General features: G+C 42.4%; 23 protein-coding genes and 1 riboswitch. Of the genes, 6 read left to right on the plus strand and 17 right to left on the minus strand.

Going from position 1 to position 19,733, the window contains the following annotated elements:
• Positions 1 to 13: 13 nt before the first annotated feature.
• Genes efp through nusB form a run of 3 tightly spaced genes read left to right on the plus strand, consistent with a single transcriptional unit; the run spans position 14 to position 1,400 of the window.
• On the plus strand, positions 14 to 574 hold the full coding sequence (gene efp / locus HMPREF1518_RS01895) for an elongation factor P (RefSeq protein WP_000568640.1): 561 nt from the start codon (positions 14 to 16) through the stop codon (positions 572 to 574).
• Positions 575 to 595: 21 nt separating this feature from the next.
• On the plus strand, positions 596 to 985 hold the full coding sequence (locus HMPREF1518_RS01900; RefSeq protein ID WP_000510584.1) for an Asp23/Gls24 family envelope stress response protein: 390 nt from the start codon (positions 596 to 598) through the stop codon (positions 983 to 985).
• Positions 978 to 1,400 carry a transcription antitermination factor NusB gene (gene nusB, locus HMPREF1518_RS01905; protein WP_000203659.1) on the plus strand — a complete coding sequence of 141 codons (423 nt, stop codon included), beginning with the start codon at positions 978 to 980 and terminating at the stop codon, positions 1,398 to 1,400. Before HMPREF1518_RS01900 ends, nusB begins: the two co-directional genes overlap by 8 nt.
• Before the next feature lie 49 nt (positions 1,401 to 1,449).
• Here nusB and HMPREF1518_RS01910 read toward each other — a convergent pair whose 3' ends face one another.
• From HMPREF1518_RS01910 to HMPREF1518_RS01975, 14 genes are all read right to left on the minus strand, one after another.
• Positions 1,450 to 2,151, minus strand: a complete 702-nt coding sequence (locus tag HMPREF1518_RS01910; RefSeq protein WP_033583744.1) for a CPBP family intramembrane glutamic endopeptidase — start codon at positions 2,149 to 2,151, stop codon at positions 1,450 to 1,452.
• A 147-nt stretch (positions 2,152 to 2,298) separates the two neighbouring features.
• Entirely contained in the window at positions 2,299 to 3,066 is a 768-nt protein-coding gene (locus tag HMPREF1518_RS01915) for an acetyl-CoA carboxylase carboxyl transferase subunit alpha (protein WP_033583746.1), read from the minus strand.
• A complete protein-coding gene (accD, locus tag HMPREF1518_RS01920; protein WP_001173380.1) occupies positions 3,063 to 3,929 on the minus strand; it encodes an acetyl-CoA carboxylase, carboxyltransferase subunit beta in 867 nt (288 codons plus the stop codon). The genes HMPREF1518_RS01915 and accD overlap by 4 nt, the downstream gene beginning before the upstream one ends.
• 35 nt (positions 3,930 to 3,964) lie before the next feature.
• On the minus strand, positions 3,965 to 5,332 hold the full coding sequence (gene accC, locus HMPREF1518_RS01925) for an acetyl-CoA carboxylase biotin carboxylase subunit (RefSeq protein WP_000488663.1): 1,368 nt from the start codon (positions 5,330 to 5,332) through the stop codon (positions 3,965 to 3,967).
• An 11-nt stretch (positions 5,333 to 5,343) separates the two neighbouring features.
• A complete protein-coding gene (fabZ, locus tag HMPREF1518_RS01930) occupies positions 5,344 to 5,766 on the minus strand; it encodes a 3-hydroxyacyl-ACP dehydratase FabZ (RefSeq protein ID WP_000565515.1) in 423 nt (140 codons plus the stop codon).
• Positions 5,763 to 6,251, minus strand: coding sequence for an acetyl-CoA carboxylase biotin carboxyl carrier protein (accB, locus tag HMPREF1518_RS01935; RefSeq protein WP_033583749.1), 489 nt, complete (start codon positions 6,249 to 6,251; stop codon positions 5,763 to 5,765). Before accB ends, fabZ begins: the two co-directional genes overlap by 4 nt.
• Before the next feature lie 2 nt (positions 6,252 to 6,253).
• The gene (fabF, locus tag HMPREF1518_RS01940) at positions 6,254 to 7,489 is read right to left on the minus strand and encodes a beta-ketoacyl-ACP synthase II (RefSeq protein WP_000774052.1); all 1,236 of its coding nucleotides are present in this window, start codon (positions 7,487 to 7,489) and stop codon (positions 6,254 to 6,256) included.
• 28 nt (positions 7,490 to 7,517) lie between these two features.
• A complete protein-coding gene (fabG, locus tag HMPREF1518_RS01945) occupies positions 7,518 to 8,249 on the minus strand; it encodes a 3-oxoacyl-[acyl-carrier-protein] reductase (protein ID WP_033583751.1) in 732 nt (243 codons plus the stop codon).
• Between the two features lie 45 nt (positions 8,250 to 8,294).
• Entirely contained in the window at positions 8,295 to 9,215 is a 921-nt protein-coding gene (gene fabD, locus HMPREF1518_RS01950) for an ACP S-malonyltransferase (RefSeq protein ID WP_033583753.1), read from the minus strand.
• Positions 9,208 to 10,182: an enoyl-[acyl-carrier-protein] reductase FabK gene (gene fabK, locus HMPREF1518_RS01955; protein ID WP_000857452.1), complete on the minus strand. Its 975-nt coding sequence runs from the start codon at positions 10,180 to 10,182 to the stop codon at positions 9,208 to 9,210. The genes fabD and fabK overlap by 8 nt, the downstream gene beginning before the upstream one ends.
• Positions 10,183 to 10,299: 117 nt before the next feature.
• Positions 10,300 to 10,524 (minus strand): acyl carrier protein, encoded by a 225-nt coding sequence (locus HMPREF1518_RS01960; protein ID WP_000257840.1) that lies wholly within the window; start codon positions 10,522 to 10,524, stop codon positions 10,300 to 10,302.
• Positions 10,525 to 10,581: 57 nt separating this feature from the next.
• Complete coding sequence (locus HMPREF1518_RS01965; protein ID WP_000852968.1) at positions 10,582 to 11,556, minus strand: beta-ketoacyl-ACP synthase III; 975 nt, start codon at positions 11,554 to 11,556, stop codon at positions 10,582 to 10,584.
• Positions 11,556 to 11,990 (minus strand): fatty acid biosynthesis transcriptional regulator FabT, encoded by a 435-nt coding sequence (fabT, locus tag HMPREF1518_RS01970; protein WP_000386338.1) that lies wholly within the window; start codon positions 11,988 to 11,990, stop codon positions 11,556 to 11,558. The genes HMPREF1518_RS01965 and fabT overlap by 1 nt, the downstream gene beginning before the upstream one ends.
• Positions 11,991 to 12,080: 90 nt before the next feature.
• On the minus strand, positions 12,081 to 12,866 hold the full coding sequence (locus HMPREF1518_RS01975; RefSeq protein WP_001015587.1) for an enoyl-CoA hydratase: 786 nt from the start codon (positions 12,864 to 12,866) through the stop codon (positions 12,081 to 12,083).
• 282 nt (positions 12,867 to 13,148) lie between these two features.
• Here HMPREF1518_RS01975 and HMPREF1518_RS01980 point away from each other — a divergent pair, with 282 nt between their 5' ends.
• The 3 genes from HMPREF1518_RS01980 to serS all read left to right on the plus strand — a co-directional run bounded on the left by HMPREF1518_RS01980 (position 13,149) and on the right by serS (position 16,374).
• Positions 13,149 to 14,513, plus strand: coding sequence for an aspartate kinase (locus HMPREF1518_RS01980; protein WP_033583756.1), 1,365 nt, complete (start codon positions 13,149 to 13,151; stop codon positions 14,511 to 14,513).
• Between the two features lie 2 nt (positions 14,514 to 14,515).
• A complete protein-coding gene (locus HMPREF1518_RS01985) occupies positions 14,516 to 14,887 on the plus strand; it encodes a DUF956 family protein (RefSeq protein ID WP_033583758.1) in 372 nt (123 codons plus the stop codon).
• 212 nt (positions 14,888 to 15,099) lie between these two features.
• Positions 15,100 to 16,374 carry a serine--tRNA ligase gene (gene serS / locus HMPREF1518_RS01990; protein WP_033583760.1) on the plus strand — a complete coding sequence of 425 codons (1,275 nt, stop codon included), beginning with the start codon at positions 15,100 to 15,102 and terminating at the stop codon, positions 16,372 to 16,374.
• A gap of 23 nt (positions 16,375 to 16,397) precedes the next feature.
• On the opposite strand, the gene HMPREF1518_RS01995 is transcribed toward serS, so the two are convergent.
• The 3 genes from HMPREF1518_RS01995 to HMPREF1518_RS02005 all read right to left on the minus strand — a co-directional run bounded on the left by HMPREF1518_RS01995 (position 16,398) and on the right by HMPREF1518_RS02005 (position 19,409).
• Positions 16,398 to 17,297, minus strand: a complete 900-nt coding sequence (locus tag HMPREF1518_RS01995) for a TDT family transporter (protein WP_033583761.1) — start codon at positions 17,295 to 17,297, stop codon at positions 16,398 to 16,400.
• A gap of 109 nt (positions 17,298 to 17,406) precedes the next feature.
• Positions 17,407 to 17,955, minus strand: a complete 549-nt coding sequence (locus tag HMPREF1518_RS02000; RefSeq protein WP_033583763.1) for a carboxymuconolactone decarboxylase family protein — start codon at positions 17,953 to 17,955, stop codon at positions 17,407 to 17,409.
• Between the two features lie 131 nt (positions 17,956 to 18,086).
• A complete protein-coding gene (locus tag HMPREF1518_RS02005; RefSeq protein WP_033583764.1) occupies positions 18,087 to 19,409 on the minus strand; it encodes an alanine/glycine:cation symporter family protein in 1,323 nt (440 codons plus the stop codon).
• Between the two features lie 89 nt (positions 19,410 to 19,498).
• Positions 19,499 to 19,587, minus strand: a riboswitch (glycine riboswitch).
• Positions 19,588 to 19,733: the final 146 nt, after the last annotated feature.

Raw genomic sequence — 19,733 nt, forward strand, 5'->3', positions numbered from 1 at the left:
AAGAGGTAAAAACATGATTGAAGCAAGTAAATTAAAGGCTGGTATGACCTTTGAAACAGCTGACGGAAAATTGATCCGCGTTTTGGAAGCTAGCCACCACAAACCAGGTAAAGGAAATACCATCATGCGTATGAAATTGCGTGATGTCCGTACTGGTTCTACATTTGACACAAGCTACCGTCCAGAGGAAAAATTTGAACAAGCTATCATCGAGACTGTCCCAGCTCAATACTTGTACAAAATGGATGACACAGCCTACTTCATGAATACAGAAACTTACGACCAATACGAAATCCCTGTAGTCAACGTTGAAAACGAATTGCTTTACATCCTTGAAAACTCAGATGTGAAGATCCAATTCTACGGAACTGAAGTGATTGGTGTCACCGTTCCTACTACTGTTGAATTGACAGTTGCAGAAACTCAACCATCTATCAAAGGTGCTACGGTTACAGGTTCTGGTAAACCAGCAACGATGGAAACTGGACTTGTCGTAAACGTTCCAGACTTCATCGAAGCAGGACAAAAACTCGTTATCAACACTGCAGAAGGAACTTACGTTTCTCGTGCCTAATCTCTAGAAAGAGGTCATTCTATGGGAATTGAAGAACAACTTGGCGAAATTGTTATCGCCCCACGTGTACTTGAAAAAATCATTGCTATTGCTACTGCAAAAGTAGAGGGTGTTCACTCTTTTTCAAACAAATCAGTATCTGATACCCTCTCAAAACTTTCACTCGGCCGTGGCGTTTATCTAAAAAACGTGGACGAAGAACTCACAGCTGATATCTACCTCTACCTAGAGTACGGAGTAAAAGTTCCTAAAGTAGCGGTTGCTATCCAGAAAGCGGTCAAAGATGCCGTCCGTAATATGGCTGATGTAGAACTCGCTGCTATCAATATTCACGTTGCAGGTATCGTTCCAGATAAAACACCAAAACCAGAATTGAAAGATCTATTTGACGAGGACTTCCTCAATGACTAGTCCACTATTAGAATCTAGACGCCAACTCCGTAAATGCGCTTTTCAAGCACTCATGAGTCTTGAGTTCGGTACGGATGTCGAAACTGCTTGTCGTTTCGCCTATACTCATGATCGTGAAGATACGGATGTGCAACTTCCAGCCTTTTTGACAGAGCTAGTTTCTGGTGTTCAAGCTAAAAAGGAAGAACTAGACAAGCAAATCACACAGCATTTAAAAGCAGGTTGGACCATCGAGCGTTTAACACTCGTGGAGAGAAACCTCCTTCGCTTGGGAGTCTTTGAAATCACTTCATTTGACACTCCACAGCTGGTTGCGGTTAATGAAGCTATCGAGCTTGCAAAGGACTTCTCAGATCAAAAATCTGCCCGTTTTATCAACGGACTACTCAGCCAGTTTGTAACAGAAGAACAGTAAAAAGAAAAAGTGTTTGATATCTATCAAACACTTTTTTCTTTGCCTACTACTATCTAAAAATCAAATAATAAATATAAAATAAGATTGACGGAGCATAGGGAATAACATTATAGAAACTATGACAAACAATGGTAAATCGAAGACTGCCTGTAACTCGATAAGCAACTGCAAATAGAAGATCGAGAATACTATAAATGATGAGACTGATGGGATCACGATGGGATAGAACCAAGTGACTGAGCCCGAAGATGAAAGAAGACAAGATCACATCCAAATAAAACTCCGACTTCGGAAAGAAAGTATTCATAAAATAACCCCTATAGATTGTCTCCTCAACAACAGGTACAATCGAAATGTTAAATATTAAAAATATAAGACTTGATAGAGTCGTTTCTCTTCCGTTTGAGTAAAGTTCTGAAAGAAGGTCTTGGAAAATAAAGCTATGGTCAATTAATCGAATATTCTGCATTCTAAATCCATTTAAAAAAGAATAGATAAGAAAACAAGCCACTAAGAAAGCGAGATAAGACCAGCGCCAACTCTTTTTCTCGAAGATAAAGAGCATCTTCTTCTTTTTCAACCACAAAACGAATAAAAAGAAAATAAGTAACACTTCTCCAACTAGGAAGATTATATAGCTGTCCATTCCTAAACCAAAGGTCCTAGCTAGAGTTATAGCCCCTAATGGAGTTAAATAAATGTACAGGAACATTAAAATCATACAGATTCCTAAATGTATTGTCTTTTTCATTCTTTCTCTCCTAATGGTAAACTCTCTATTAGGGCAATATAGAGGATAGACCATTGATTGTTTTTCTTATTTATCTAGAGTATTCATGTTTATCCATGCTCTATTATCAAAATAGCTAGAACAAAATGTTCTAGCTTTTAAATTTTCTTAGTATTTTCTAAAGCGTTGGTAACGTTCTTCAATAAGTTGGTCGAGTGGTAATCCTTGCAACCTATCTAGTTCTGCACGCAATTCATTTTTAACACAAGCTAGCAGTTCTTTACTTGACAACCCTGCCTCTGAGATTACCTTGTCTACGATTCCCATTTCTAGAAGTTCATGCGAAGTGATTTTCATCAACTCTGCTGCTTCCATAGCACGACTTCCATCCTTCCAAAGGATAGAGGCAAATCCTTCAGGGCTAAGTACGGCGTAGATTGAGTTTTCTAACATCCATACACGGTTAGCTACAGCTAGAGCTAGGGCTCCACCAGATCCACCTTCACCGATAATAATCGCGATGATTGGAACCTTGAGGTCACTCATTTCCATCAGGTTTCGAGCAATTGCTTCACCTTGTCCACGTTCCTCGGCTCCTACACCTGGGTAAGCACCCGCCGTATTGATAAAGGTCACAACTGGACGGCCAAACTTTTCCGCCTGTTTCATCAGGCGCAAGGCCTTACGATAGCCTTCTGGATGAGGTTGCCCAAAATTTCGTTTGAGGTTGTCATGAAGACTCTTCCCCTTTTGGATACCAACGACAGTTACTGCTTGATCACCTAACCAACCAATTCCACCGATAACCGCACCATCATCTCGGAAAGAGCGATCTCCATGCAATTCGATAAACTCGTCAAAAATTCCATTGGCAAAATCAAGTGCTGTCAAACGACTCTGCTCGCGTGCCTCTCTGACTATTTTTGCAATATTCATCCGCGACTTCCTCCATGCAATCTCACTAATTTAGCAATTGTTTCAGGCAATTCTCTCCGTTTGACAATTGCATCAACAAATCCATGTTCAAGCAGAAATTCTGCCTTTTGGAAGTCATCCGGCAAGGTCTCACGAACTGTATTTTCGATAACACGACGCCCAGCAAAACCAACCAAACTCTGTGGCTCCGCTAGGATAATATCACCTTCCATAGCAAAAGAAGCGGTCACCCCACCTGTTGTCGGATCGGTTAAAATAGTTAGGTAAAAAAGTCCTACCTTGGAATGGCGTTGAACTGCCGCAGAAATCTTAGCCATCTGCATCAAGCTCATGATTCCTTCTTGCATACGGGCTCCACCAGAAGCTGTGAAGAGAACGACTGGCAAGTTTTCTACCGTTGCATACTCAAACAAGCGCGTGATTTTTTCACCCACAACGGTTCCCATAGAAGCCATGATAAAGTTAGAATCCATGATCCCAAGGGCAACTTTTTGTCCCTTGATGCTAGCTGTACCAGTTAGTACTGCTTCATCCAAACCTGTCTTTTCACGCATTGTTGCAAGTTTTTTCTGATAGCCAGGAAAGTTTAATGGATCTTGAGTTTCAATACCTGTAAACATCTCCACAAAGCTACCGGAATCAATCGTCAAATCCAAGCGTTCCTGAGCTGAAATACGGAAAGTATAGCTACAATGGGGACAAATTCGTTCGCTCCCAAGATCCTTTTGGTAAATGGTGTGTTTACAACCAGGACACTGGGAGAAGAGTTCATCCGGAACCTCAGGCTTGGCTTGTGGTTTCTGCCTTACGGAACGGTTAGGATTGATCCGAATATACTTATCCTTTTTACTAAATAGAGCCATAACTCCCCCTTTTAGTTCTCATACTGTTTGAAAGTCTATTCTTTTTCTTGGTATTTTGGCAAGAAAGTTTCCATCAAGAAGGAAGTATCGTAGTCACCAGCGATAACTCGGCGGTCTGAAATCAGATCCAACTGGAAGTCTGCATTGGTTTGCACTCCTTCAATATCAAGTTCATAAAGTGCCCGTTGCATTTTCATCAAGGCATCAAAACGATTCTCCCCATGAACAATGATTTTGGCAATCATACTATCATAGTAAGGAGGAATGGTATAACCTGGATAAACCGCTGAGTCCACGCGCAAGCCAACTCCACCACTTGGTAGATAGAGATTGGTAATTTTACCTGGGCTTGGGGCAAAGTTAAATGCTGGATTTTCTGCATTGATCCGGCACTCGATAGCATGACCTCGTAGGACGATATCTTCTTGTTTGAAAGGTAAGGGTTGCCCGGCAGCAATGCGAATCTGCTCTTTCACGATATCAACACCTGAAACAAACTCTGTGACTGGGTGTTCAACTTGCACACGAGTATTCATTTCCATGAAGTAGAAATTGCCACTCGCTTCATCGAGAAGAAATTCAATCGTCCCTGCATTTTCATAGCCTACAGACTCTGCTGCACGAACGGCTGCAGCACCAATTTCATGACGAAGGGTTTTGCCAATCGCAATGGACGGACTTTCTTCTAAGACCTTTTGGTTATTCCGTTGGAGTGAACAGTCCCGTTCACCAAGATGGACAACATGACCCTCTTGGTCCGCAAGGATCTGAACTTCGATATGGCGAGCTGGATAAATCACACGTTCAAGATACATTGCGCCATTTCCAAAATTGGCCTTGGCTTCACTGGATGCTGTCTCAAAGGCTGCGACCAAGTCTTCTGCCTTTTCAACCTTACGAATCCCTTTTCCACCACCACCTGCCGATGCCTTAAGCATGACTGGATAGCCAATTTTTTCTGCAACTGCAAGCGCCTCTTCAGCCGTATGAACTTCACCATCAGATCCTGGGATAACTGGAACCCCAGCCTTGATCATTTGCTCACGCGCATTGATCTTATCTCCCATGGTATCCATTACAGCCCCAGAAGGGCCGATAAACTTAATCCCCACTTCATCACACATCGTGGCAAACTTGGAGTTTTCGCTAAGAAAACCAAAACCTGGGTGGATGGCTTCTGCTTCTGTCAAGACTGCAGCAGATAAAATAGCGTTGATATTGAGATAAGATTCTGTCGCCTTACCAGGTCCGATACAGATAGCTTCATCCGCAAGGAGTGTGTGAAGAGCTTCCTTATCAGCAGTTGAATAAACTGCTACAGTTGCAATGCCCAATTCACGCGCAGCTCGAATAATGCGAACCGCAATCTCACCACGGTTGGCAATCAAAATTTTACGAAACATGGAGATCCTCCTTAGTTTCCAATTGCAAAGGTAAGAGTACCACTCGCTGCAAGCTTACCATCTACTTCAGCCTTTGCTTCAACCACAGCAATCGTACCACGACGTTTGACAAAAGTAGCCGTCATGACTAATTGATCACCTGGTACAACTTGCTTCTTGAACTTAACCTTGTCCATTCCAGCGTAGAAGACCAGTTTCCCTTTATTTTCAGGTTTGGACAATTCCAAGACACCAGCAGTCTGAGCCAAGGCTTCCATGATAAGAACACCTGGCATAACTGGGTATTGTGGAAAATGACCATTGAAGAAAGGTTCGTTGATGGTGACATTTTTAATGGCAACAATGGTATCCTCGCTCACTTCCAAGACACGATCCACTAGGAGCATGGGGTAGCGATGGGGTAGAGCTTCTTTGATTCCTTGAATATCGATCATTTGATGCGTACCAATCCTTTACCGAACTCAACCATTTCTTCATTTGAAACGAGAATTTCTGTCACCACACCATCCTTAGGTGCAGGAATTTCATTCATAACCTTCATGGCTTCGATAATCACCAAAGTCTGACCTTTTTTAACACTGTCTCCGACTGTGACAAAGGCAGGTTTATCTGGTCCAGCAGCCAAGTAAGCCACCCCTACAAGTGGACTTTCAACGACATCACCCTCTGGAGCAACCGACGTTTCAGCTGGTGCTGGAGCTTCTTCCACTGCACTCTCTACTGGAGTTGAAGGGGCCGAAACTACTGGACTTGCAGCTACTGCAGTTGGCACTGGAGCAACTTGAGCTGGTGCTTCAGAAGCCATTCTTACTTCATTCTTACTGAACTGCAATTCGTCCGTTCCATTTTTATAAGAAAATTCTCTCAAACTTGATTGGTCAAATTGAGCCATCAAGTCCTTGATTTCATTTAAATTCATAATTATTTATTCTCCCAACGTTTGAAAGCAAGAACCGCATTGTGTCCACCAAAACCAAAAGTGTTTGAAATAGCATAAGGGATTTCTTGCTCCAAGCCTTGTCCATAAACGACATTCGCTTCGATATAGTCTGATAACTCACTTGTTCCAGCGGTCATTGGTACATAGTTATGACGCATGGCTTCGATGGTAGCGATGGCTTCTACTGCTCCTGCAGCACCAAGTAAGTGTCCTGTAAAGGACTTGGTTGAAGATACAGGTACTTCTTTACCAAGAACAGCTACGATCGCTCCACTTTCTCCTTTTTCATTAGCAGGAGTTGAAGTTCCGTGGGCATTGACATATGCTACTTGCTCTGGAGAAATTTCTGCTTCTTCCAAAGCCAATTTCATAGCCTTAATCGCACCTTGACCCTCTGGATGAGGTGAAGTCATATGGTAAGCATCACAGGTATTACCGTAGCCAACTACTTCAGCCAAGATAGTTGCGCCACGTTTTTCAGCATGTTCAAGACTTTCAAGAACCAACATACCTGAACCTTCTCCCATCACAAAACCATTACGATCTTTGTCAAATGGGATAGAAGCACGAGTTGGATCCTCTGTAGTTGATAGGGCAGTCAATGCTTGGAAACCAGCGATAGCAAAAGGAGTAATAGATGATTCTGATCCACCAACTAACATGACATCTTGGAAACCAAACTTGATGGAACGGAAGGCATCCCCAATGGCATCGTTTGATGAGGCACAGGCTGTATTGATTGATTTACAGATACCATTTGCTCCGAAACGCATGGCAACATTTCCTGAAGCCATATTTGGCAAGGCTTTTGGAAGTGTCATTGGTTTAACACGTTTTGGACCTTTTTCATGAAGACGGATAACCTGATCTTCGATTTCTTTAATTCCCCCAATACCAGAAGCCACGATGACACCAAAGCGATCCTTATCAATTGCTTCTACATCAAGATTTGCATTCGTCACTGCTTCTTGAGCCGCATACAAGGCATACAAAGAATAGTTGTCAAAACGGTTGGTATCTTTTTTAACAAAGTATTTATCAAATGGGAAATCTTGGACTTCTGCTGCATTGTGCACAGCAAATTCGCTGTGGTCAAATTTAGTGATTTCTCCAATTCCAATTTTTCCAGTTTGCAAACTGTTCCAAAATTCTTCTGGAGTATTTCCGATAGGAGAGGTCAATCCGTAACCTGTTACTACAACTCGATTTAGTTTCATCTGTCTTACCTATATCTTTCCTTATTTTTTACATGCTAAGTCCGCCATCAACAGCGAGAACTTGTCCAGTCAAATAATCCTGTCCAGCCAGGAACACTGTAGCATCTGCGATATGTTCTGCTTGACCAAAATGTTTCATTGGGATTTGGGCCAATGTCGCTTCCTTGACCTTATCAGATAAAACAGCAGTCATATCTGACTCAATCATCCCTGGTGCAAGAGCATTTACGCGTACGTTGCGATTGGCAACTTCACGTGCAACTGACTTGGTAAAACCAATCAAGCCTGCTTTAGAAGCTGCATAGTTGGCTTGTCCGATATTTCCCATCAAACCGACCACACTAGACATGTTGATAATCGCACCTTCACGTGCCTTGATCATCTGTTTCAAGACTGCTTGCGTCATGTTGAAGGCACCTGTCAAGTTGATCTTAATCACTTTTTCAAAGTCTTCTTCGGTCATCTTGAGCATAAGCGTATCTTGAGTGATCCCAGCATTGTTGACCAAGACATCAACAGAACCGAGTTCTGTAATCGCTTGATCTACCATACGCTTGGCATCTGCAAAGTCTGAAACATCACCTGAAATCGGTACTACTTTGACACCATAGTTTGAAAACTCAGCCAGCAATTCTTCTGAGATTGCTCCGCGACTATTCAAAACTACATTAGCACCTAGTTGGGCAAATTTGTGAGCAATGGCAAGTCCGATACCACGACTTGAACCTGTTACAAAGACATTCTTATTTGTAAGTTGCATTCTATTTCTCCTATTTCCTGTTGTATTTTGTGGGAGAAGGGATCATTAGTTTCCTAACAAAGCATCCAAGCTTGCTTGGTCTTCAACGTTAGCTAGCTGAGCTGTTTTATCGATTTTTTTGACAAAACCTGATAGGACCTTACCAGGACCAATTTCAATAAAGTTGGTTACCCCAGCATCCTGCATCACAGCAATACTTTCATAAAAACGAACAGGTTCTTTCACCTGACGCGTCAAAAGCTCTTGGATTCGACCTTTTTCCATAACAGCAGCTTCCGTATTGCCAACTAGTGGGCAAGTAAAATCAGAGAAACTCACTCCCTCAAGAGCACCAGCTAGTTGCTGACTGGCTGGCTCAAGTAGGGCTGTATGGAAAGGACCCGATACATTTAAAGGAATCAATCGTTTTGCTCCTGCTTCCTGCAAGAGTTCAACTGCGCGGTCAACCGCAACCACCTCGCCACCGATAACGATTTGGCTTGGGGTGTTGTAGTTAGCTGGAGTCACTACTCCAACTTTAGAGGCTGTTTCACAAGCTTCCTCAATCACTTCGACTGGAGTATTCAGAACGGCAACCATCTTTCCAGAGCCTGCAGGTGCAGCCTCTTCCATATAAGCACCACGCTTAGCAACCAAGGCAACAGCATCCTCAAAGTCCAAGGCACCACTTGCTACAAGAGCAGAATATTCCCCAAGAGACAATCCTGCTACCATATCCGGCTGGTAGCCCTTTTCTTTCAATAGTCGGTAAATAGCAACCGAAGTCGCTAAAATAGCTGGTTGCGTATAGCGAGTCTGGTTTAACTTGGTTTCTTCCTTATCAATCAAGTCACGAAGGTCATAACCCAAAACCTGACTGGCTTGGTCAATTGTTTCCTTGACGATAGGGTAGTGATCATAGAGATCACGCCCCATCCCTAGATACTGAGCACCTTGACCCGCAAATAGAAAGGCTGTTTTAGTCATTTCTTACAACTCCTGCCCAACGAGAGGCTTCTTCTTGAATTTTTTTGGCTGCGCCATAGTATAGATCTTTTAGGATTTCTTCGACAGTTTCCTCTTTAGAAACCAAACCAGCAATCTGACCTGCCATGACAGATCCACCTTCTACATCTCCATGAACAACGGCTTTAGCAAGAGCACCAGCTCCCATTTGTTCAAAGATTTCTAGATCTGGATTTTCTTGTTTAAAGGCATCTTTTTCAGCCTGCTCAAAGTCACGTGTCAATTGGTTTTTAATGGCACGAACAGCATGTCCAAAGTGTTGAGCTGAAATAGTCGTATCAATATCACGCGCCTTTAAGATTTTTTCCTTGTATTTTGGATGGGCGTTAGATTCTTTAGCTACCACGAAACGCGTACCAACTTGAACGGCCTCAGCACCAAGCATAAAGCCTGCAGCGACACCTTCACCGTCCGCAATTCCTCCAGCTGCGATAACTGGAATTGAAACAGCTGCAGCAACTTGGCGAACCAAGGTCATCGTCGTTAATTTACCAATATGCCCACCGGCTTCCATTCCCTCTGCAATAACTGCATCTGCACCAATTTTTTCCATGCGTTTTGCCAAAGCAACACTTGGAACAACAGGAATAACAGTAATTCCTGCATCATGGAAACGAGTCATGTATTTACTTGGATTACCTGCACCAGTTGTCACCACCTTGACCCCTTCTTCAATCACGAGGTCAACGATGTCTTCTACAAAAGGTGACAAGAGCATGATGTTGACACCAAAAGGTTTGTCCGTAAGTGATTTGATTTTATCGATATTAGCCTTTACGACCTCTTTCGGTGCATTCCCACCACCGATGATCCCTAGACCACCAGCTTTTGATACTGCACCAGCCAAGTCACCATCCGCAACCCAGGCCATTCCTCCTTGAAAAATAGGATAATCAATGTTCAATAATTCTGTAATACGTGTTTTCATAGTGCCTCCATCATTCCTTGCTTACGTAATAGTTCGATGAGTTTATCATTTGAGTTTCAAACTATTACCTAAACAAGAGGGAGTGGGTTTCCCCTACTCCTTCTAGTAATATGTTAATTATTTTGTTTGCTCTTCAACGTAGGCAACCAAGTCACCAACTGTTTTCAAGTTATCTTCTGCTTCGATTTGGATATCGAAAGCATCTTCGATTTCAGAGATTACTTGGAACAAGTCCAATGAATCTGCATCCAAATCATCAAAAGTAGATTCAAGTGTTACTTCTGATGCGTCTTTCCCAAGTTCTTCAACGATAATTTCTTGTACTTTTTCAAATACTGCCATGATAGGACTCCTTTAAAATATAAAAAATTTATAACTATGTGTTTACCACATGATTACCTAGATTGTAAGAATGAGTGTGCCCCATGTCAAACCTCCACCGAAGCCTGATAGGAGAATCGTCTGGCTACCATCTAAACGAATCATGCCATTCTCCACACACTCTGAGAGCAAAATCGGGATACTTGCTGCACTGGTATTTCCATACTCCATCATATTGGCAGGAAGTTTGTCTCGGTCTACGCCGATCTTCTTAGCCATCTTATCCAAAATGCGGATATTTGCCTGATGAAGCAAGAGATAATCCAATTCTGAAGCTGCGATTGGACCATTTTCAATGGTTTCTTTGATCGATTTAGCAACATCACGATTTGCAAAATCAAAAACTGCTCGTCCATCCATTTTCAAAAAAGCAGGAACTGCTTCTTGATCCGAGAAAGGAGAAGCCAAAGCCGTTTGACCATAGGTCAAACACTCGCTCCGAGAGCCATCTGTATAGAGACTTTCCACAAGGAAGTGCCGTGTTTCGCTCGCTTCCAAGAGAACCCCACCAGCTCCATCCCCAAAGAGAACAGCTGTTGAACGATCTGACCAATCAACTGCCTTGGATAAGGTCTCAGCCCCGATAACAATCCCTTTTTTGAACTGTCCAGAACTTAAAAACTTTTCTGCAGTTGAGAGAGCGAATACAAAGCCACTGCAAGCTGCTGTCAAATCAAAGGCGAAAGCTCTATGCGCTCCGATATTTGCCTGAACTCGAGCTGCTGTGGAAGGCATCATCGAGTCTGGGGTAATCGTTGCTACAATGATAAAATCAATCTGATCTGCTGTTAAGCTCCCTTTAGCCAACAGGCTCTTAGCTACTTCTGTCGCTAAATCACTTGTAGACTCTGTTTTTGAGATATGTCTCTGTTTAATTCCTGTCCGACTTGAAATCCACTCATCGCTTGTGTCCATGATTTGGGCTAAGTCATGATTAGTGACCACTTGCTCTGGAACATAATGAGCAACCTGGCTTATTTTTGCAAAAGCCATTATTTCAAATCCTCCAAAAATTGATAAAGGTTCGTTAAACCTCTGCCCATGACCTCTTTTTCCTCAGGGCTCATGCCATCGATGATTTTTTCGACCATAGCCTTGTGGAACCGTTTATGAAGGCGGTGAACCAAACGACCTTGCTTTGTCAAATGCAGATAGACCACTCGACGGTCTTGGTCAGAACGAATACGCTCAATATAACCTTTTCTCTCCAGGTTATTCAAACTCGTCGTCACTGTCCCAAGAGTTACCATCAGTTCTTTTGAAACCTTACTTGGCGTTGCCTCCGGGAACTTCCCAATCACATCTATCGTGTGCATTTCTTTGATGGAGATGTCTTTGAATCGACTACCTCGTAAGCTAACCTCCTCGATCACAAGGACGTTATTAAAAATAGATGTTAGATAATCATTTACTTGTTGGTAGTCCAAACTTTTTCCCTCCCCCTCAAAAAGCTTTTACAATCAAAACATTTGATAAAAGAAGTATAACAAACTTCAAAAAATTATGCAAGTATTTTTTTATTTTCCTGAAAATTTTGGTCTTCTTCTTTCAGAATGTGCTCGAACCCCTTCTTTAAAATCTTCAGTTAAAGATAACGATTCTTGTAGTTTCAATTCTAATTCAGCATAATTCTGCCAATCCTTGAATTGACTTTCCCAAACTAACTTTTTAATGGCTGCGTATGAGTTTGCTGAACCTCTTCTTAATTTTTTCAGAACTTGTTCTCTTGTTTTTTCTAATTTGTCAACTTCACAAACACGGTATACCACGCCCCATTCTAGCGCTTTTTCAGCAGTCAAGGCTTCACCTGTCATGGCAAGTTGTGCAGCCCGTGTTACCCCGATGCTACGACTCAAGAGATGAATCCCACCAGCGTCTGGCGCCAATCCCACTCCGACAAAGGCTTGGATAAATTTTGCCTTGTCAGTCGCTAAACAGAAATCAACTGCTACTGCCATATTTGCTGCAGCACCAGCAACCGCTCCATCTACCTCCATCAAAACAGGTTTAGGAATTTGCTTGATTTTAAAAGAAATTGTATTGACTAATTCTGCAATCTTATTCAAAGAAGGGATATCATCTTCGTCTACTGCTCGTTTCATCTCAACCAAGTCTCCCCCAACTGAAAAGACCTTCCCATTAGCATTAATCAAGATGAACTGCACAGCTTGATCCTGCTCTGCTAGAGTCAAAGCTTCTAAAATCTCCTCACACATTGGGATATGGAAACCATTTGCCACTTCGGGACGATTCAAAGTGATGATAGCAAGATCATCTACGATCTGATATAAGATATGATTCATAGCTTCTCCTTTTCTTTTGTAAGGCAATAAAATTGTTTTATCATCAAAGTATACCTTTTTTTGGATAAAGAGGCAAGAAAAAACTAAAGGAAAGTGTCTCAGCTGATTATTTACCCATCATTTATGAGTGTGAGTAAAATTTGACACCCTTACTTTTAAACGGTTATCACTTTTCAGAATAAGTTAGTGTTTTCTTCTATTATAATAGGAAGTTATTTTCTTCATTGAAAAATGCCCCTCTTTCTGCTATAATCGTATAAAATACTTACTTGAGGAGTCCTTATGAAGGTTGTAAAATTTGGTGGAAGCTCGCTTGCCTCTGCTGGTCAGTTAGAAAAAGTTTTAAACATCGTTAAAAGTGATAAAGAGCGCCGTTTTGTAGTCGTTTCTGCACCCGGCAAACGCAATGCTGAAGATACCAAGGTAACCGATGCCTTGATCAAATACTATCGCGACTATGTGGCTGGAAATGACATCAGTGCTAGCCAAAGCTGGATCATTGACCGTTATGCCGCTATGGTTAGTGAACTAGGGTTAAAACCTGCTGTTTTAGAAAAAATCTCTAAAAGTATTCGGGCCTTGGCAACTCTTCCTATAGAGGACAATGAATTTCTCTATGATACCTTCCTAGCGGCTGGAGAAAATAACAATGCCAAATTGATTGCAGCCTACTTTAACCAAAACGGTATCGATGCACGCTATGTTCACCCAAGAGAAGCTGGGATCGTTGTCACAAGTGAACCTGGAAACGCACGTATCATTCCATCTAGTTATGACAAGATTGAAGGCTTGGCTGATAGCACCGAAGTCCTTGTCATCCCTGGTTTCTTTGGTGTGACTAAAGAAAATCAAATCTGTACTTTTTCACGTGGAGGTTCAGATATCACAGGTTCTATCATTGCAGCAGGTGTTAAGGCTGATCTCTATGAAAACTTTACTGACGTAGATGGTATCTTTGCTGCCCATCCTGGTATTATCCACCAACCACACTCCATTCCTGAATTAACCTACCGTGAAATGCGTGAGTTGGCATATGCTGGATTTTCAGTTCTTCATGACGAAGCTCTTCTACCCGCTTACCGCGGAAAAATTCCTCTTGTTATCAAGAATACCAACAACCCTGATCATCCAGGAACTCGTATCGTTCTAAAACACAGTAGCGATAAATTCCCAGTCGTTGGGATCGCTGGTGATTCTGGATTCGTCAGCATCAACATGTCAAAATACCTCATGAACCGCGAGGTTGGATTCGGTCGTAAGATTCTTCAAATCCTTGAAGATCTTAACATTGGTTGGGAACATATGCCAACAGGTATCGATGATCTTTCAATCATCCTTCGTTCCCGTGAATTGACTCCTATCAAGGAGGAAGAAATTCTGCGTCAGTTAGTTCAAAAGGCCGAAGTGGACCATGCTGAAATCGAACATGACCTTTCAATCATTATGATTGTCGGAGAAAAGATGAAGAGCCATATCGGGGTAACTGCTACTGCAACACGCGCTCTATCTGAAAACAAAATCAACATCCAGATGATGTCCCAAGGCTCAAGTGAAGTTTCCATCATGTTTGTTGTCAATAAAGAGCAAGAAAGGGCAGCTATCAAGGCTCTCTACCATGCCTTTTTCGATGAAAGTAAGGAAGATTAATCATGGCCCAATCACTCAATAAAGTCATTGACCTACAAACCACTGGAACATCCTATCTTTCCATCTCGGGAAAAGTCGGAAAATTTCTAGTTGGGGATCAAGCCTTAGAGTTTTATCCTGATGTCAATGTCGAACAATATATCCAAATTCCCTGGTCAAGTATTCAGCAAATTGGAGCCAACGTAAGTGGTCGCAAAATCAGTCGCCACTTTGAAGTCTTCACTGATCAAGGAAAATTCCTCTTTGCTTCCAAAGACTCTGGAGCTATTCTCAAAATCGCTCGGGAAAGACTTGGCAATGACAAGGTTGTGAAACTTCCTACTTTACTCCAGACCATTGGTCAAAAATTCAAAAATCTATTTGCAAAAAAGTAGAAACTTTAGTATAATCATAGCAACGGATAAGTAGGTTATCCTCTTCTTCCAGAAAGTCTGCGGGTGCTGCGAGCAGATAGGAGGGGTAAGTGAAATTCTACCGTTAGTAACAATTACATACACAATCAAGTGCACACCTGTGAAGTTGGATGGAACCGTGGCCCTGCCACTCCAACGCTTTGTCAGGTGTGTTTTTTCATAAAGGAGTTCTTATGTTAGATATTAAACGTATTCGTACAGACTTTGATGCTGTCGCAGAAAAATTGGCTACACGTGGTGTAGATCCTGCTGTCTTAAACGAGATGAAAGAAATCGATGCTAAACGTCGTGACATCTTGGTCAAGGTTGAAAACCTCAAGGCAGAACGCAACACAGTTTCAGCTGAGATTGCCCAAGCCAAGCGCAACAAGGAAAATGCCGATGACAAGATTGCTGCGATGCAAAACTTATCTGCTGAAGTCAAAGCCTTGGATGCGGAATTGGCGGACATCGATGCTAAATTGACAGAATTTACCACTACTCTTCCAAATATCCCTGCTGACAGTGTTCCTATCGGAGCCGACGAAGATGACAATGTGGAAGTCCGTCGTTGGGGAACTCCACGCGAGTTTGACTTTGAACCAAAAGCTCACTGGGATCTTGGTGAAGACTTGGGTATCCTTGACTGGGAACGTGGAGCAAAAGTTACTGGTGCTCGCTTCCTCTTCTATAAAGGACTTGGGGCTCGTTTGGAACGTGCTATCTACAACTTTATGTTGGACGAGCATGGAAAAGAGGGCTATACTGAAGTCATCACACCATACATGGTTAACCATGATTCTATGTTTGGTACTGGTCAATATCCAAAATTCAAGGAAGACACTTTTGAATTGAAAGACACTAATTATGTCCTCATTCCTACAGCTGAAGTGCCTCTTACAAACTACTACCGTGATGAAATCCTTGACGGTAAAGACCTACCAATCTACTTCACTGCTATGAGCCCATCATTCCGTTCTGAGGCTGGTTCTGCAGGTCGTGATACACGTGGCTTGATTCGTCTACACCAATTCCACAAGGTTGAAATGGTCAAATTTGCCAAACCAGAAGAATCTTACGAAGAATTGGAAAAAATGACAGCCAACGCTGAAAATATTCTTCAAAAACTCAACCTTCCATACCGTGTCGTTGCCCTCTCTACTGGGGACATGGGCTTCTCAGCTGCTAAGACTTACGACTTGGAAGTTTGGATTCCAGCCCAAAATACCTATCGTGAAATCTCAAGCTGTTCAAATACAGAAGATTTCCAAGCCCGTCGTGCCCAAATCCGTTACCGTGATGAAGCAGATGGTAAGGTTAAACTTCTCCACACCTTGAACGGTTCTGGACTTGCAGTTGGACGTACGGTTGCTGCTATTCTTGAGAACTATCAAAATGCAGATGGTTCTGTAACCATTCCAGAAGTACTTCGTCCATATATGGGTGGAGCTGAAGTTATCAAACCATAAAAATAAGGTTTAGCTATTTCTAGCTAGACCTTTTTTCGTAACCAAATCAGATAAGCACCCAATACAAAGAATAAAATAGTGAGGCATATAACAGTTTCAGCAAACACCAGATAATCCAGAAATGGAAGTTTCAAGATCCCCTGAGCCATCTTGATTGAAGTAGCTGTGATAATGGTTGGGAAGGTGAGGGCTGAGAAGGCTGGTTGAAATCCTTGTTTTAAAATATTGGGCAGGCGAGTTAAAACAAAGAAAAAGAAGGACTGAGATGCCAAAATCATGACAATCAAGAGCCAAGTCGGTAGGCCTGCTCCTCCAACTCGAACTAGAGAAGCTAAGAGTAGGGAAAAGGGAGCACAGTAGATTCCTTCCTGTCCAAGCAAGGCCACTGGGAGTGGATCTTTCTTTAAATCACTATAAATAAGGGGATAGAGATAGAAGGTCAAGACAAAACCAAAACTCAAGGTCGCATAGGCAATTTCAATGATACCGACAAGAGGATAGGTCAAGGCTGCTACTGCTATCCCCACATAGAGTACCGTCCAGCTAGGAGTCGCATTGACCCTCCGACCTGGACAGGCAAATTTGGTGGTAAAAGTAGCAATCAAAGCCAAATCCAAGAGAAATGAAAACCACCAGATCCCTTGTGCTACTATAGGAAGAGCAGGGAATACGCGAAAGACATAGGTCGATAAAATCATCCCAGCCATGGGAAAGGTGGCCATCCCAGATAAAAGAGGGGGCTTAGTCAATTCTTTCTTGGTTTCTTCCCAATTAAAAAGATGAAGAATCAGAAAGAAAATCCACAAAACTAAACCAGTCAGACTCAATAAATGCGACAGAACAGGCAAAGTATCTGCAATCAGATTTCCTGCACCTGCTAAACCTAATAAACAGCCAGAGAATACCAAGGGGAGCTTTTTCATCCGAGCCTCCAATAATCATGTTATTATTAGTATAGCATAAAAGCGCTTAAAATAGCATAGAAAAATGAAGACTGGATTGCTCAGTCTTCATTTTTCTTTCTGATTCGAACTAGGCATAAGGTTGTAATTCTGGGTTAATAGGCGTATTGGCTAGGTTGTTGGCATAGTTGCAAAGGCTGGCAAGACTAACACCGAGAACCACATCCAAGGCATTTTGTTGCGTGTAGCCAGCTTGCAAAAATTCAGCCGAGGCTTCATCTCCTACTCGCCCTTTGGTATTGATGACCGCCAAGGTAAACTTAGCTAGGGTGTCCAATTTAGGATCTGTTTCAATCGGAGTGCGGTTGCGGAGAGCTTGGAGAAGATCATCATTCATCTGGATTTGTTTGATTGAAAAGGCTGTGTGACCTGCGACGCAGAAAGCACAACCATTGGTTACGGCAGCTGTGATTTGCACTACTTCGCGTTCCACTGGTGTCAGGCTATTGCGACGGTTGATAGCTCCGACAGTTCGGTAGGCTTCAAGCGCGGTCGGGGCATTGGCCAAGAGACCGATTAGGTTAGGAATATAGCCGTTGTTGTCTTTTTGTACTGTTTCAAGAACTTCTTTTACTTCTGCTGGTGCTGATTCTACTGTGTGGATTGTAAATGTTGTCATAAGAAACCTCTTTTCATTTTATTGTCATTTAGTCTATCATAGAATTTTCCCCTTGGATAATATATATTTTCAATCGCCTTGATAAGAAATGTCTATGAAATGAAAAAAATCACACTAAAAGTGTGATTAGGTTAATGTTTAAAATACTTTTTAGTCTCAGCAATGACGACTGGCGACAAGACTAAAAGGGCAATCAAGTTAGGTAAGGCCATCAAGGCATTGACGATATCTGCAATAATCCAGACCATGTCCAATTCGATAAATCCTCCCAACAGAACCATGACTACAAAGACTACACGGTAAAGCCAGATAAAGCGGACACCAAAGAGAAACTCAAAACAGCGCTCTCCGTAGTAGTTCCATCCGAGAATCGTCGTAAAGGCAAAGAGTACAAGGAAGATGGTCAAAAGAGCTGGTCCAAAGTGTGAAAAAACTGTTGAGAAGGCTGACTGAGTCAAGGCAACTCCATTCAAATCACCACTCCAAACCCCAGTTACCAAGATTGTTAAACCAGTCAACGTACAGATAATGAGGGTATCAATAAAGGTTCCTGTCATGGAAATCAAGCCTTGCTCGACAGGCTCATTAGTCTTAGCTGCAGCAGCTGCAATGGGAGCTGAACCAAGGCCAGATTCGTTAGAGAAGACTCCTCGCGCCACACCATTTTGGATAGCCATCCGAATGCTGGCACCTGCAAAACCACCTACCGCAGAAGCTGGACTAAAGGCTGAAGTAAAGATCAGTGCAAGTGTGGCTGGGATTTTCTCGATATTAAAGAGAATAACTGTAAGAGTTCCTAAAATATAGACAATAGCCATAAAAGGAACCACTGCTGTCGAAACTTTTGATATGGATTTGAGGCCACCAAAGACGGCAATCCCTACAAAAATGGATAAAATAAGAGCTGTGATAGCTGGATCAACTTGAGCTGTATTTTGAATGGATTCTGTAATCGAATTGACTTGGGTAAAGGTACCAATCCCTAGAAGGGCTACCAATACACCCGCTAGGGCAAAGAAGATAGCAAGTGGACGCCACTTTTCTCCCATCCCCAAAAGGATGTAATGCATGGGCCCTCCAGCTACAGCTCCATTTGCATCCTTAGTACGGTATTTGATGGCCAGCAAGCCTTCGGCATATTTGGTCGCCATCCCAAAAAAGGCTGCCATCCACATCCAAAAGAGGGCCCCTGGTCCTCCAACCTTAATTGCTGTCGCTACCCCGATGATATTTCCCGTACCAACTGTGGCTGCTAGAGCCGTACAGAGAGCAGCAAAGCTCGACACATCGCCGTGCCCCTTATCCTTGGTAAAGATCAGCTGAAAGGCCATAGGGAGACGAGCTACCTGCAAAATACCCAGTCGGATGGTCAAATAGATACCCGTTCCGACCAATAAGATCAAGAGGGGAGGCCCCCAAACGAAAGCATCAAGCGCTTTTAGCAATTCTAACATATCCTTCTCCTATCTTTCAACCCCAAAAGAAAGAGCACATGCAAGATACATGTACTCTGGAATGCTTAGATAAATGCCAAAAAGCGGTCTATCTTAGCTCTGTCCTTTTACCTGAGAGTTTGAGCAGTTGCCTGCCTTGCCCCTTCGGTGCCTTTACGGTCTCTCCAGAGTTCCGTCCATTTACAGTCATGGAAAACAAACCTTTCTCCACTTCTATTAAACTTCATTCGGTGTTGGTATTTAATTTTTTATTATTTTACAAGAAAAGTTAGTCTTTGTCAATATATTATTTGAAAAAAGATGGATTTTCACTTCTTTTTCAAA

Source organism: Streptococcus sp. SR1 (genome assembly GCF_000526075.1).
In the GTDB taxonomy this organism is placed as follows: domain Bacteria; phylum Bacillota; class Bacilli; order Lactobacillales; family Streptococcaceae; genus Streptococcus; species Streptococcus halitosis.

Coding starts and splice junctions, on each gene's coding strand:
- HMPREF1518_RS02000 (WP_033583763.1), bottom strand. CDS start 17,955: ATGACAACATTTACAATCCACACAGTAGAATCAGCACCAGCAGAAGTA.
- HMPREF1518_RS01915 (WP_033583746.1), bottom strand. CDS start 3,066: ATGAATATTGCAAAAATAGTCAGAGAGGCACGCGAGCAGAGTCGTTTG.
- fabD (WP_033583753.1), bottom strand. CDS start 9,215: ATGACTAAAACAGCCTTTCTATTTGCGGGTCAAGGTGCTCAGTATCTA.
- serS (WP_033583760.1), top strand. CDS start 15,100: ATGTTAGATATTAAACGTATTCGTACAGACTTTGATGCTGTCGCAGAA.
- HMPREF1518_RS01995 (WP_033583761.1), bottom strand. CDS start 17,297: ATGAAAAAGCTCCCCTTGGTATTCTCTGGCTGTTTATTAGGTTTAGCA.
- fabZ (WP_000565515.1), bottom strand. CDS start 5,766: ATGATCGATATTCAAGGAATCAAAGAAGCTCTACCCCATCGCTACCCC.
- fabG (WP_033583751.1), bottom strand. CDS start 8,249: ATGCAACTTACAAATAAGAATGTCTTTGTAACAGGTTCAAGTCGTGGT.
- HMPREF1518_RS01975 (WP_001015587.1), bottom strand. CDS start 12,866: ATGAATCATATCTTATATCAGATCGTAGATGATCTTGCTATCATCACT.
- HMPREF1518_RS02005 (WP_033583764.1), bottom strand. CDS start 19,409: ATGTTAGAATTGCTAAAAGCGCTTGATGCTTTCGTTTGGGGGCCTCCC.
- HMPREF1518_RS01960 (WP_000257840.1), bottom strand. CDS start 10,524: ATGGCAGTATTTGAAAAAGTACAAGAAATTATCGTTGAAGAACTTGGG.
- fabK (WP_000857452.1), bottom strand. CDS start 10,182: ATGAAAACACGTATTACAGAATTATTGAACATTGATTATCCTATTTTT.
- HMPREF1518_RS01900 (WP_000510584.1), top strand. CDS start 596: ATGGGAATTGAAGAACAACTTGGCGAAATTGTTATCGCCCCACGTGTA.
- efp (WP_000568640.1), top strand. CDS start 14: ATGATTGAAGCAAGTAAATTAAAGGCTGGTATGACCTTTGAAACAGCT.
- HMPREF1518_RS01980 (WP_033583756.1), top strand. CDS start 13,149: ATGAAGGTTGTAAAATTTGGTGGAAGCTCGCTTGCCTCTGCTGGTCAG.
- accC (WP_000488663.1), bottom strand. CDS start 5,332: ATGTTTCGTAAAATTTTGATTGCCAACCGTGGTGAGATTGCGGTTCGC.
- accB (WP_033583749.1), bottom strand. CDS start 6,251: ATGAATTTAAATGAAATCAAGGACTTGATGGCTCAATTTGACCAATCA.
- HMPREF1518_RS01985 (WP_033583758.1), top strand. CDS start 14,516: ATGGCCCAATCACTCAATAAAGTCATTGACCTACAAACCACTGGAACA.
- HMPREF1518_RS01965 (WP_000852968.1), bottom strand. CDS start 11,556: ATGGCTTTTGCAAAAATAAGCCAGGTTGCTCATTATGTTCCAGAGCAA.
- accD (WP_001173380.1), bottom strand. CDS start 3,929: ATGGCTCTATTTAGTAAAAAGGATAAGTATATTCGGATCAATCCTAAC.
- fabF (WP_000774052.1), bottom strand. CDS start 7,489: ATGAAACTAAATCGAGTTGTAGTAACAGGTTACGGATTGACCTCTCCT.
- nusB (WP_000203659.1), top strand. CDS start 978: ATGACTAGTCCACTATTAGAATCTAGACGCCAACTCCGTAAATGCGCT.
- HMPREF1518_RS01910 (WP_033583744.1), bottom strand. CDS start 2,151: ATGAAAAAGACAATACATTTAGGAATCTGTATGATTTTAATGTTCCTG.